The sequence below is a fragment of the Pseudomonas sp. H2_A10 genome (assembly GCF_054680085.1).
Genome location: NZ_CP162821.1, coordinates 2,812,271 through 2,824,851 on the forward strand (window position 1 = coordinate 2,812,271; position 12,581 = coordinate 2,824,851).

Below are 12,581 nucleotides of genomic sequence, written 5' to 3' on the forward strand. Positions count from 1 at the left end.
AGGCCAGTGGTGCGCGCAACGTCGTCGCGGCCTTATTCATGTTGATGGGGCACCCATGGGCCCCATTTGGCCTCGTAGATCGCTTTGTTTTTCTCGAACAGTGCCTGGCGTTCGCTCTGGTTTATTTGCCCGAACGAGGCCGACAGCTGGTGATGAATGAACACATCGCGCGCGCATGCGCAGGCGAGGCCGGCGTGTTCGACACGTCGGCAGTAATCGTCATCTTCGAAAAAGCCTCGGCCATACACCTCGTCGAGCGGGCCGATTTGCGTGTAGGTACTGCGCCGCATCATCACGCAGAAGAACGCCAGGGTCGGCTGCCGGACACGCTCGCCAAGGTGCCGGCAGGTAAAGCGTCGAGCCGCTTGCGGCATCTGCGCCAGGCTGGTGTAGGTGACATCAACCTTGGCTTGATTGCCGATATTATTGGTCACCGGGCCAATCAGGCCGAGTTCAGGGTTACGTTGCAAATGCCGCTGCAAGGTACTCGCCCAGCCTGAAGTCACCTGGGTGTCGTTGTTGAGCAACACCAGATAATCGCCGGTGGCGACCGCCAACCCCTGGTTATTGGCCGCCGCGAAGCCTCGGTTGTCCGGGTTGAGGATGACCCTGTGCCCGCTGTCGGCGGCCCACTGCGCCAGGAAGTCTGCGGTGGCGTCGCTGGAGGCGTTGTCCACCACGATAATCTGCAGCGCGATGCCTTCGCGGTGGCGCTCAAGGCTTTCGAGGCAGGCGCGGGTCAATGCCAGGTTGTTATAGGTCACGACGATCACGCTGACCCGCGCGGCGTGGTCGCGGTGTTCAGCCAGGGTGATGAGCGCATCGGCGCGGTGCGTCCAGGTTTGTTGAGCCGCGAACGCCTGTCGTTGAGCGAGGTGTTCGGCGGTGGAGGGTGTCAGTGCCTGGGTGATCGCGGCAATAAACCCAGGCGTATCCCTGGCGACCTGCACCAGCGCGCCAAATTGCTGCATTTCCGGCAGGTCCACCGAAACCACCGGTTTGCCGGCGCTCAAGTACTCGTAAACCTTTACCGGGTTGGTGGCGAGCGTCAGCGGCGTCACGCGAAACGGCACGATGCACACGTCGAAACCATGCGCGTAATAGGGCAGGGCGCCATAGGGCACTTCGCCCATGAACTCGACGTTCGGGCAGCCGCGCAAGCGTGCCTGCACCCCGGCCGTATCGGCACCGATCAGCAGCACCACATGCTGTGCAAAGGCCTCGGCGATGCTGGCTACCAGTTCGGCGTCGAACCAACCGGCAATGGCGCCGTAATAGCCGATCACCCGGCGTTGCAGGCGATCCCGATAGACCGACGCCGGGGGGCTGGAAAAATGCGCGAAGTCAGCCGCGTTACGGATGATAGCGCTGGGTTCGTGGGGCTGGGCCGGCCATTGCCGGGCCAGCCAGTCGGAGGTAAACAGCCGGAGGTCGGCGTCGCGCACCAGTCGCCGCTCAAGCTGCAGGATGTCCGGGGCGTTGTCGTCGAACCCTTGGTGATGGTCCATGCAATCGTAGATCAATCGACTGTCGGGCAATTCACCGGCGATGTCGCACCAGAAGGGATGTTGCACCAATGAAATAACACGGGTAGATCCGGACCACAGCAGCACCTCACCGATACTGCGCAGCAATTGGTGAACCTGCGCCGCGTTTGGGGCACCGGCGTAGATACGCGGCGCGCCATGGGCGAACAGGCTGACCTGGAACAGCCGGCCCTGTTCATCCAGCGGCGCCAGTTCAAAGCCGGCATGGCGCGCATCGATCAACGACGACGACACGTAGATCACCCGGCGCCCCGTGGCGCCCAGTGCCTGGGCCAGTTGTTGCGGGCGTTGGTGGCGCAAGTCCCAGTCGATGGCGCCCCAGATGATGTAGTCGGCCAGCCCTGCCTGTTGGGGCTGCGGCACCGGTGAGGGGCTGATAAAGGTTTGTCCTGCGTTCATGGCATTTCGTATGGCGCGCACAGCGCCCAGCAACACCCGTCGATAAATCGCGGCGAGCAGCTTTTTTATACTGGCCGGCAACGGCAGCCGATGGTATGCCGCGCGCCAGCGGCTAAGCCGCGAGGGGCGTCGATCGATCAGCATGGCGCGGGCCGTTTCATGCGGTTTTCCCCGGCGATGCGGCGACCACCACGAAGTCACTTTTCAGCGTGCCCGACTCGATAAGGCCGTCCTCGATGTCGAACAACATTTGCAGCACCCTGAGCGACTGTGGATTATCCGGCGTGAAGTTGCCGGCGATGCCGTGCAGCAGAAATTGCAGGAGCGAGCCGCCGCAGCGGTTCAGCGCGCGAATCTCGAAGTGCTCCTGCACCACGCGCAAAATGTCGGCGGAGCGCACGGCTTCCGAGGGGTCGACCTTCACCACTTCGATGGGGTCGGGTAATGGCACGGCCTGTTGCACCTGGCCGTAGGAACCCTTGACGAATGAGCGGCGAAACGGTTCTGGAATCAAGCCGAACGCATGGCTGATGGCCGCACATTGTTGCGCATCAAAGGCAAAGTGATTGGCCCCGACGTACTCATTGAAAAACAGCCAGCCACCGGGCTTCAGGCTGTGGCGAACCCGTTGGCAGACGATTTCCAGTTCGCGGATGTGGTGCAGCGAGCCATTGAACCAGACCGCGTCGTAGCAGTTGCCGGGCAGGTCCGTCTGTTCGATGTCGCACAATGAATAGTTGATGCTCGACGCGCCGATCGCCAGCGCCTCGGTTCTGGCAACGTCGAGTGCGCCAGGCGCTATGTCCACGGCATCGCACTGCTCGAAGGCGTTGAGCTTGTAGAGCTCTCGCTCCAGGGTGCCGGTGCCGCAACCGATACTCAGCATCCGCGCGCCGGAAACCGAGTGGCCCAAAAACTCCTTGAGGCAGTACTGCACCCAGCCAGGGTGGCCGCTGCCGGCAGTCGCTTTGTGCTGATGGCGCTGTTGTACGGCGGGGACCGCGAGCCAATACACATCCGCGGAAAATGCGTCGGAGCCGGCCATGTTCTCCGACCAATGATCGGCGGTGACTTGCTTGTCGGCGCTGACCGCTTCCGGCTGGGCGTTGAGCTTTTTCATGATTCGCTTGAACACGATGTCATCCTCCGGTTGGTCACGCGCGCGCGATTGCAGGCGGGGTTCAGGGCGCTTCCATTTACCCCACTTGCTCTCGAAATAGGCCTGGTTCTTGTCCCACAGCGCCTGGTATTCACCGCTGGCGATCAGCTTCTTGAACGAGGCCTGCCCATAGTGATGAATGTATGCATCCTGGGCGCAAACCGTCCTCAGCCCGGCCGCCTGGATGCGCCGGCTGTAGTCGTCATCTTCAAACATACCGATGCCGAATGCTTCGTCCAGCAGGCCTATGCGCTCGAACACCTCGCGGCGCATGGCCACGCAGAACATGGCGAGCATGCTGATATCGAAGGTGCGGCCGCGGTGCCGTGCGACATGGCGGTCGGCGAAGGCTTCCATGTGTTCAAGGTCAACATAGTCGACGTCCACCTTGGCTTCGTTGCCGACCGCGTTCGTCATCGGGCCGACCAGGCCAATTTGCGGGTCTTGCAGGTGGCGCAACAAGGGGTCGATCCACCCCTTGGGTAGCACGGTATCGTTATTGAGCAGCACCAGGCAGTCACCGGTTGCCAGGCGCAGCCCCTGGTTGTTCGCGGCGGCGAAGCCGAGGTTGCGGTCATTGAGCACGACGGTGACATTCGCCTGGGTGCGGCTCAGGTAACGCAGGTAGTTGCGCGTATCGTCCGAAGAGGCGTTGTCGACGATGATCAATTCGTAGTTGGGGTAGGTGGTATTGCGCAACAGGCTCTGGATGCAGCCTTGGGTCAGCTCGACGTTGTTGTAGGTGACCACGATGATCGACACTTTCGCATGCAAGGCCGTCAGCGCGTTCAGATTGGTTTCGAAGCGATGATGCCAGTCATTGGCGCTGGCGAGCGCCACGCGTTCGGTGGCGGCGCGGGTGTCGGTCTCGTTCAGGGCGCACTCGATCTGTTCGATGAAGGCCCGCGGTTCGCTGGCGAAATAAACGAAGTCCTGGTAGATCTTCATTTCTTCCAGCGGCACCGATACCACCGGTTTGCCTGCGCTGATGAATTCGTAGAACTTCACCGGGTCGACCGCATGGGTCACGTTATACAAGCGGAACGGGATCAGGCAGGCATTGAAGTGGTACAGGTACAACGGCATCTGCGCATAGGGCTTCCTGCCGAGCAAATGCACGTTGGGCAGGCGGTCCAGCCCGGCCAGGTCTTTGACGAACAGGTCGCCGATCAATACGAAGTTCCAGTCCGGCCGCTGCCGGGCGATGGCCGCGATCAACGGCAGGTCCACCCATTCGGCCAGGCCGCCATAAAAGCCGATCAAAGGCCGCTTGATGTCCGCCAGCAGGTTGTTGGGCACGCAGTTGCGTTCGAAGAACTCAAAATCCACGCCGTTGCGCAGCAGCAGGCAGTTGTCGCTCGCGGTGGCCCATTTTTCCTGGAGCAAGGCCGCGGTGACCGTCATCAAATCGGCCTGCTTGACCAGGGTTTGTTCTTCTTCGAGCAAGACCTCGCCGATACCCGGGAAGCCAACCCAGTCATCCATGCAGTCGTACTGAATTTTCCAGCCGTGATCGTTGCGCAGTTGGTACGCGAGCGGGGCCCAGAAGGCCAGGTGAATCACTGAAACCGCAGTCTTTATACGCAGGTCCCTGGCCAGCGCATCGATCGCCTTTGTGTAGCCCCGCAGGGTGTTTTCAGTGAGGCGTTGGTTGTAGCAGTCCACGAACTCATCGCGCCGCAACGCAACCTCGAACACGCCAGGCGCCACTTCTACGCTGCTGTAGGCATGCCCAGGCTCGGCGCTGCGGGAGGGGACGATGTAGAAGACACGGTAGCCATGCCGGGCAAACTGGCTCATCAGTTGCTGAGGGCGCTGAAAGCGTGCGGCCCAGTCGATATTGGCAAAACAGAGAATGTCGAAGCGGGCCTCTGTCGGCGATTCGTCCGGCAAGGATGGCTGGGTAGCTTTCGCGATGGGACTTAAGGGCAGATCTTCAGCACGCAGGAATTCCAGGGTGTCGGGTTCGGTGTGCCTGGATTTGTACTTGAGCCAATGCAGCAGCGTGCGCAAGGGGCGGGTAATGCGCCATGAGCGGGTATTTTTCAGCATTGCGATGTAGGCAATCGCCGCGTCTCGTTCCCTGATGGCCGCATCGCGTTCTACCCGTGCGTTTTCGCGCTCAAGTGTGGCCAGATTGTCCTTGTCCATGGGGGCGTCCTTTACACAAGCGTTGCGTTGTTCGGTTCACTGTAAGGGTGCAGCGGTGTCGGGTCATCGGCCGGCCACATCGAGCTGCGTGAGCCTGGACGGTAGAAGGTCACGGTCACGCTGCGCCGGGAGGACCGACAGCCATCCACGACTCGCGAAACCGCGTGCCACGAGTTGTCGGCGCGCACCAGGACCGCCGAGTTGCCGATCACGGGGGGCACTTGGGCGACGACGTCGGCAGGGTCGGCAGAGCCGAGGATTTGCAGGCAACCGCCGTCGGCGGGGTTCCATGTCTCGTTGAAATACAGAATGTGCGTGACCCGTTTGTCGTCCAGGTCGGGATGGGGCCCCAGGTTGGCGCCAGGGCCGTAATGGAAGACATTCACCTCCATGGGCGCGTGGCTCAGGTCCTGGCCGGTCAATGTGGACATCGCATGGCGGTACTGCGCCGAGCGCAGGCTGTCGCTCAATGCCAGCCATGCGCGGCTCAGGGCCTGTGGGTTGACCACCTCGTGGCTGCCCATGGCGATCAATTGCCGTGCCTCGTATTCGTAATCCTTTGCCCCGCCGTAGCCCGATACCGTCTTGAAGTGGTCGTGGGGGTAGGTTCGGGCCAGTGCCTTGGCGTCTTCGGGGCTATACAGCGCGTCGATCTGCGCCCAGGAATAAGGCGCGCTTTTCAAGCGATTGGCGCTCAGTTTGCTCAGGTCAATCATGTCGAAGGGCTCCCAGCCATTTCGTCAGGGTACGGCGGATGTGGCGCAACGGCGCCGTCAGCTTGAAAGAGTTGGAGCGGTACAGCGCCTCAAGCGCGTGTTGGTGTTGCGCGTGGTCGCTTTGCCGCTCGGCGACCTGATGTTGGACCTGTGCATGCAGGTCTTCGAGTACCCCAGGCAAGCCTTGCCAATAACGGTTGAGCGCGGCTGGGGTCGACCTCGGGCCTTCACGGATCAGCTCGGCCACGCGGTCCCAGTGTGCGTCGAGCTGCTCCGTCGCGTGGGCGGTGACCTGGGACAGGGGCTGCCTGCCCAATTGGGCGCGAAACCACTGCGGTTCAATGGGCTGGTCCCGGCGTATCTGGAAGATGCGTCCATGGCTGGGCAGCGCGGTGTATTTACCGGTGCCCAGGTCCGCCGAGCAGAAGATCGGCACGCCAAACACCAGTGAGCTGATCGCCAAGTGATAGCTGTGCCCGATGACGCCCTCGGCATGGGCCAGCAGTTCCGCCAGCAGCAAAGGATCAGGCCAGAACGGCAGGCATCGCGAGCGTTCCAGGCCCTCGCCCAGAACGCTTTCGTGGTCGCCCAGCACCGGTCCTATGGGCAACAGCAGCAGCTGCAAGTCTTCGAACAATCCGGCATGGGTTCGCCACAGGTGCAGGAAGCTGTCCAACCCCCACATCGCATGCACCACCAGATACGGTTGAGTCAGCCCGGCGCTGGCGCGAAGTGCCAGGAAGGCGGCCGACGGCGCTTGCACGTCGAGCAACCGCGCAAGGCCGAAGGCGGTATCGGGGAGCACCTCGACCTGGGCGGTCGGCGACACCTGCGCCAGGGCTGACTGCGAGAGTGCATCCCGCACCCGGATATGCGGGCTGTGATCCAGGCTCAGCTTCACCAGCGGCACGGCCCACGACGGAATCTCGTTGCAATGCATGCCGGGCGCATTCCAGATCAGCGGGATTGCGTGTTGCAAGGCGATCAGCGCCGGCGTCAGCCAGTAACCGGTGGGGTGGTGAATGGAGGCATCCGGCGGGTAATAGCCGGTGGCAACCACTTTGTCGAAGCGAATAATGAAACCGCCGCCGATCAGTACGCCATCCAACTCGCCGGCGATGTCCGGCAAAGCGGTCAGTGAGGTGACCTCGTACGGCCATTCGGGTGGGGTTTTTGCGTGATAGGAAAACCGATGGAGCTTTACCGCGCCCAGGCGCCTGGTCAATTCCACTTCAGCGATGATGGGAAACAGCAAGTCGCCATAGTTGGCGACATCGAACGTGCCGAAGATCCCTACCTGCCACGCGCGACTCATTGGCGCTCCCCCAGAGTGCTCGTTTGCAGGGCGTGACCGGCCTCGATTCCCAGGTCGACGAACCCAAGGAAGTCCTTGGTGCCGGGCAGGGTGTCGAACGCCAGCAGCGCGACCTGCTTCTCGATGAGCTGTGCGGTTTCTTCGCTGTGGCCGTTCATCAGTTTCAGTGTGATGTGGTATTTGCCCGCCGAGAGGGCGGCGGGGAAGTGGACGGTGATGGTCGCCTTGCGCCAGCCATCGTGCGCCGCCTCCATCTGCAGCGGCAGGTTGGCGCCGCCGATCACCAGCAGCCGGGCTTCCTGGATTGTCACGCTGATGGAGGGCAACTCAATGGTGTCGCGAACCTGGGCCTGGATGCATATCTGGATGGTTTCGCCGTACACAAAGCTCGAATAGAGGCTGTCGGTATTGGTAAAGCAGGCGGCCACGATATGCCCCTCATCGGTGCCGAAGGCGATGCCGCCTTGTTTGTCGAGAAACGCCTTGGGAGCGACCGGCACCGCACCGCCACTGGCCCAGCGGCGCTGTTCGTCGCGCATTTCCAGCAGATAGAGTTCGGCCATTTCTTCGGGAGACCCACTGGCGCGCACCCGGCCTTCGCGCAGGTAAATGACTCGATTGCAAAAGCGTTTGACCATGCCCATGTCATGGGACACGAACAGCAACGTGGTGCCTTGCTGGGTCAGCGCCTCCAGGCGATTGAGGCACTTGAACTGAAACGATGCGTCACCCACCGCAAGGGCTTCATCGACGATCAGGATGTCGGGCTGTACGCACACGGCCACCGCAAAGGCCAACCGCACGAGCATGCCGCTTGAGTAGGTCTTGGTCGGTTGGTCGATAAAGTCGCCGATATTGGCAAAGTCAGTAATCTGGGCAAAACGCGCGTCGATTTCAGCACGACTGAGCCCCAGCACCGCGCCGTTCATATAGACGTTTTCGCGCCCGGTGAAGTCGTGATTGAAACCCGACCCCAGCTCCAGCAACGCGGCCACGCGCCCATGGCTGTGAATGCTGCCGGACGTGGCGCTCAATGTGCCGCAGATCAGTTGCAGCAACGTCGATTTGCCACTGCCGTTACGGCCGATGATCCCCACCGTTTCGCCTTTGCGCAGTGTCAGTGACACATCCTGCAGCGCCCAGAACTCGCGATAAAAATGCTTTTTACCCCGGGACAACAGCTGCCACAGACGATCCCTGGGCGTGTCATAGATGTGATAGCTCTTACTCAGGTGGGCCGTTTGTACGGCGATGTCAGAGCACATCGGCAAATCCTTTACGAGACTTCTGGAACCAGCTGAACCCCAGCCAGGCTACGCCCCCGGCCGCGAGTAGGCCGCAGACCCAAGTGAGAGGGTCGGGCAAGACGCCCCAGAACAGCACGTCACGGGTTTGCTCGACCACCAACGTGAGTGGGTTGAGGCGCAGGAGGCCTTGATAGGCCGGCGGAAAGGCGCTGGCCGGGTAAAAAATCGCGGAGACGAACATCAAGGCCGTCGTCAATACGCCAACTATCTGGCCGACATCGCGCAGGTAAACCCCCAGCGAGGCCAGCAGCCATGAAATGCCCAGGGTAAAGAGCACCAGCGGCAATAGCACCAGGGGCAGCAGCAGGCTGGTCAGGGGCGGAAAACCGAAAAACAGCAGGTGGAAGACCAGCCAGATCAATAAGCTGGCCAGGGTATGGAACAGCACCGCGCCCAGCACCACCCAAGGCAGGATCTCCAGGGGGAACATGACTTTTTTGACGTAGTTGGCGTTGGCGATGATCAGGCCGGGCGCACGGCCCACACATTCGGCGAACACGTTGAACACCAGCAGGCCGGCAAACACCAGCAGCGCGAATTCGCTCCTGGAACCGCTGCCTTGAGGCCAGCGCAGCTTGAACATCATGCTGAACACGAAGGTGTACACCAGCAACATGAACAGAGGGTTCAGGAACGACCACAACAGCCCCATGATGGAGCCGCGATACCGACCAATCACTTCCCGCTGAACCATGGAAACCAACAGTTCTCGATGTCGCCACGGGCTGGAAAACATGCCGGCCCGTGCGTTTACTTCACTCATCCAACGATTCCCATGACCAAGTCTGTGCGCTCATCAGTCTAGTCAGGAACTGCCGTTTAGCTATGCGGCCCTGGAAGATTGCTCGCGGCACTGCTCATCCGTCGGTGCTGTGGCCTGTATTCACGGGATCAGAGCCCTGCAAAAAAATTTTTAGGGACGCCGCTTGAAATTTTTTCGCCTGAACCTACTTAGGTTTTACGCGATGCCGAATACGGGTCGCGTATCAAATCACTTGGAGAAAACTCAGGAGATTTTGCAATGGCTACTACTCTCTCGTTGGCCCCACTGTTCCGCCATTCTGTTGGCTTTGACCGTTTCAACGACCTTTTCGAATCGGCGCTTCGCAGCGAGGCCGGTACCACGTATCCGCCTCACAACGTCGAGAAGCACGGTGATGACCACTACCGGATCGTCATCGCAGCCGCCGGCCTGGTGGAGGACGACCTGGAGATCCAGGTGGAAAAAGGTGTGTTGACCGTCGCCGGTGGCAAGCGTGAACACGATGAAAACATCACCTACCTGCACCAGGGCATCGCCCAGCGCGCGTTCCGCCTGTCGTTCCGCCTGGTCGACCACATCGAAGTGCAGGGCGCACAGCTCTCCAACGGTTTGCTGAGCATCGACTTGCTCAGGGTGGTACCGGAGGAAGCCAAGCCGAAGCGCATTGCGATTGGCGGTGCGGCCAAGGCTGAGGTGAAATCCATCAGCGAGCAGTAATGTCGCGATGAATAAAGGCGCTCTTTGGAGCGCCTTTATTGTTTGGCCCTATGAATGTCAACGGGGTTTGTTCCAGCCCGATTACCAGCGATACGTCAACGAACTGATCAACTGCCGCTCATCCCCATACCGGCAAATCGCGAATTCACAATAGGTGTAGCGCTTGTTGGTGACGTTATTGGCGTTGACTGCGACCTCCCAATGCTCGTCGAGCTCATAACTGGCGCGAGCGTCGTACAGGGTGTAGGCGGGCATCGACGAGGGTACGCCGGAGGCTTGGGTGGTGCCCTTGTAGCGGGCGCCGCCGCCGATGCGCAGGTGCGGGATACCCAGTGCCGCCAGGCGGTAATCGGCCCACAGGGCGGCCTGATGATAGGGAGTGTCTTCGCTGCGTTGGCCGATTTCGCTGGCGATATCGCTTTTTGTGATGCGCGCGTCGATGTAGGCGTAGGACGCGATCAGGCTGAGGTTGGGGGTGGCTTCGGTCTTGGCTTCCAGTTCAAAACCACGCGAGCGCACCTCGCCGACCTGTACCGAGAAGTTGAGGTCGGTGCGGTCCTGGCTCAGCACGTTGCGCTGTTCCAACTGATACACCGCCGCGCTCAACAGCGTGGCGCTGCCTTCGGGTTGATAGCGGATACCGATTTCATACTGCTTGCCTTCGGTGGGAATAAAGCTCTCTTCGGCCTTGTTGGTGCCGGCCACCGGAAAGAACGATTCGCTGTAGCTGATGTAGGGCGCCAGGCCATTGTCGGCCTTGTACACCAGGCCGGCGCGCCAGGTGGTGGCTTCATCGCTTTTGCCGCTGTCGACCCCGTTGCGGAACAGTTCGGTGTGCTGGTCGGCCCAGTCGTGACGGCCGCCCAACAGCAGGATCCAGCGTTCGTCGAACTTGATCTGGTCCTGGAAGTAGATGCCTTTTTGCAGGGTGTCGATCTGCGAGCCACGGTCGGTGGCGGGGTGTGTGTTGACCACTACCTGCTGGCCATATTGATAGGTCGCCAGGTTCAACGGCTGTGCGGTGCCGCGAAAGTTATGGGAGTCGTAGCTGGTGTCGTAACCATCGAAGCCCAGCAGGAAGGTGTGCTGCCAGTCGCCGAACTGCCATTTGCTTTCGATATGGGTGTCGCTGGCCAGGCCCCGCGAGCGTTCTTCGCGGTCGCTGTATTGACGGCGCAGCAGGCCGGTGGTCTGCGCGGTGGCGATGTTGTTGCCGGCGATGTTGACCTGCAGGTAGCGCCAGGTCACGTCCGACTGGTAGTAGCGCAGCTTGTGGCTGATGCGCGTGTGCTCATCGAAACGGTGCTCGAACTCATAGCCCAGCGCCGACATCTCGCCGTTCATTTCGTCGTAGTCCGGTTCACCGATAAAGTCGTGGCGGCCGATCTGGAACCGGCCGCTGCCCACGCCCTTGGTCAGTTGATAGGGCAGGGGCGCGGAGAAGCCGGTTTCAGTCTTCTGGTAGAACGACAACAAGGTCAGCGAGGTGTCGTCGTTGGGCTGCCAGGTCAGGGCCGGCGCGACGTAGACCTTGTCGTTGCGGATATGGTCGGCGGCGGTGTCGCTCTTGCGGTCGAGCAGGGTCAGGCGGTAACTCAGGGTGTCGCTGTCGCCCAGCGGGCCGGTGAAGTCGGCGGACAGTTGTTTACGGTTGTTCTGCCCGGCTCTGCAGGTTGAGCTCATGGTAAGGCGTTTGGCTGGGGCGCTTGCTCACGGTGTTGATCAACCCGCCGGGCGAGAGCTGCCCGTACAGTACCGACGCCGCGCCGCGAATCACCTCGGCGCGTTCCAGCCCATAGGGTTCCTGTACGCCATCGTACGAGTTGTTTTGCAGGCGCAGGCCATCGCGCAGGGAGCCACCGGTGGCCGACTCCACGTCGAAGCCGCGAATGCGGAAACGGTCCGAGGTGCGGTTGAAACTGGTGGGTTGGCTGGTGAACCCCGGCGTCAGGTCAAGGGTTTGCGAGAGGGTTTCCGATTGCCGATCGCGGATCTCATCGCTGGTGACCACCGACAGCGATTGCGGGGTTTCGATGATCGGCGTGTCGGTCTTGGTAGCACTCAGGTTACGCGTGGCCACGTAGCCCTTGACGTGCTCGGTGCTGCGTTCTTCGGTCAGGCCCGTAATCGACGTCAGCCCCAGTTCCAGCGAGCCGCTGGTGTTGACCGGCACCAGTACATAGCCATTGGCGCCTTGCGCAGCCTGCAAACCACTGCCGCTCAGCAGTTGGGCAAAGCCCTGGTTGATCGGGAACTCACCGTGCAGGCCAGCCGTAGTCAAACCGGCGACGGTTTTGCTGTCGAACAACAACGCCACATGGGCCTGCTGGGCGAACAGGTTCAGCGCCGGGCCGAGCGGCCCCGCGGCGATGGCATAACGCGCCGCCTCTTGCGCGGCAGCCGGGCTGCACAGGGCCAGGCTCAGCGCGGCAACGCTGGCCAGGTTGATCGCCAGGGCGAGGGGCAAGGGGGAACGCTGGAAGTGGCGCGGCATGGAAGACATTCCT

9 protein-coding genes are annotated in these 12,581 nt (G+C 61.3%); 1 reads left to right on the top strand and 8 read right to left on the bottom strand.

The features are described from left to right. Positions 1-32 precede the first annotated feature (32 nt). From AB4O23_RS13055 to AB4O23_RS13080, 6 genes are all read right to left on the bottom strand, one after another. Positions 33-1,946 carry a glycosyltransferase gene (locus AB4O23_RS13055; RefSeq protein WP_460063480.1) on the bottom strand — a complete coding sequence of 638 codons (1,914 nt, stop codon included), beginning with the start codon at positions 1,944-1,946 and terminating at the stop codon, positions 33-35. A gap of 157 nt (positions 1,947-2,103) precedes the next feature. After that, positions 2,104-5,256, bottom strand: a complete 3,153-nt coding sequence (locus AB4O23_RS13060; RefSeq protein WP_460150512.1) for a glycosyltransferase — start codon at positions 5,254-5,256, stop codon at positions 2,104-2,106. Positions 5,257-5,267: 11 nt separating this feature from the next. Next, the gene (locus AB4O23_RS13065; RefSeq protein ID WP_065877728.1) at positions 5,268-5,972 is read right to left on the bottom strand and encodes a 2OG-Fe(II) oxygenase family protein; all 705 of its coding nucleotides are present in this window, start codon (positions 5,970-5,972) and stop codon (positions 5,268-5,270) included. After that, on the bottom strand, positions 5,965-7,287 hold the full coding sequence (locus tag AB4O23_RS13070; RefSeq protein ID WP_135196147.1) for a polysaccharide pyruvyl transferase family protein: 1,323 nt from the start codon (positions 7,285-7,287) through the stop codon (positions 5,965-5,967). Before AB4O23_RS13070 ends, AB4O23_RS13065 begins: the two co-directional genes overlap by 8 nt. Beyond that, positions 7,284-8,552, bottom strand: a complete 1,269-nt coding sequence (locus AB4O23_RS13075; RefSeq protein WP_068935583.1) for an ABC transporter ATP-binding protein — start codon at positions 8,550-8,552, stop codon at positions 7,284-7,286. Before AB4O23_RS13075 ends, AB4O23_RS13070 begins: the two co-directional genes overlap by 4 nt. Further along, entirely contained in the window at positions 8,542-9,357 is an 816-nt protein-coding gene (locus AB4O23_RS13080) for an ABC transporter permease (protein WP_017527763.1), read from the bottom strand. The genes AB4O23_RS13075 and AB4O23_RS13080 overlap by 11 nt, the downstream gene beginning before the upstream one ends. Before the next feature lie 258 nt (positions 9,358-9,615). On the opposite strand from AB4O23_RS13080, the gene AB4O23_RS13085 reads away from it, so the two are divergent. Further along, positions 9,616-10,074: an Hsp20 family protein gene (locus AB4O23_RS13085; RefSeq protein WP_065877722.1), complete on the top strand. Its 459-nt coding sequence runs from the start codon at positions 9,616-9,618 to the stop codon at positions 10,072-10,074. Between the two features lie 81 nt (positions 10,075-10,155). Here AB4O23_RS13085 and AB4O23_RS13090 read toward each other — a convergent pair whose 3' ends face one another. Next, positions 10,156-11,757, bottom strand: a complete 1,602-nt coding sequence (locus AB4O23_RS13090; protein ID WP_460150513.1) for a TonB-dependent siderophore receptor — start codon at positions 11,755-11,757, stop codon at positions 10,156-10,158. After that, entirely contained in the window at positions 11,720-12,568 is an 849-nt protein-coding gene (locus AB4O23_RS13095) for a TonB-dependent siderophore receptor (protein ID WP_460150515.1), read from the bottom strand. The genes AB4O23_RS13090 and AB4O23_RS13095 overlap by 38 nt, the downstream gene beginning before the upstream one ends. Between the last annotated feature and the right edge of the window lie 13 nt (positions 12,569-12,581).

What these genes read in the sequence shown, in the direction of transcription:
- AB4O23_RS13055 (WP_460063480.1), bottom strand. Translation starts at nt 1,946, where the DNA reads ATGAACGCAGGACAAACCTTTATCAGCCCCTCACCGGTGCCGCAGCCC.
- AB4O23_RS13060 (WP_460150512.1), bottom strand. Translation starts at nt 5,256, where the DNA reads ATGGACAAGGACAATCTGGCCACACTTGAGCGCGAAAACGCACGGGTA.
- AB4O23_RS13065 (WP_065877728.1), bottom strand. Translation starts at nt 5,972, where the DNA reads ATGATTGACCTGAGCAAACTGAGCGCCAATCGCTTGAAAAGCGCGCCT.
- AB4O23_RS13070 (WP_135196147.1), bottom strand. Translation starts at nt 7,287, where the DNA reads ATGAGTCGCGCGTGGCAGGTAGGGATCTTCGGCACGTTCGATGTCGCC.
- AB4O23_RS13075 (WP_068935583.1), bottom strand. Translation starts at nt 8,552, where the DNA reads ATGTGCTCTGACATCGCCGTACAAACGGCCCACCTGAGTAAGAGCTAT.
- AB4O23_RS13080 (WP_017527763.1), bottom strand. Translation starts at nt 9,357, where the DNA reads ATGAGTGAAGTAAACGCACGGGCCGGCATGTTTTCCAGCCCGTGGCGA.
- AB4O23_RS13085 (WP_065877722.1), top strand. Translation starts at nt 9,616, where the DNA reads ATGGCTACTACTCTCTCGTTGGCCCCACTGTTCCGCCATTCTGTTGGC.
- AB4O23_RS13090 (WP_460150513.1), bottom strand. Translation starts at nt 11,757, where the DNA reads ATGAGCTCAACCTGCAGAGCCGGGCAGAACAACCGTAAACAACTGTCC.
- AB4O23_RS13095 (WP_460150515.1), bottom strand. Translation starts at nt 12,568, where the DNA reads ATGCCGCGCCACTTCCAGCGTTCCCCCTTGCCCCTCGCCCTGGCGATC.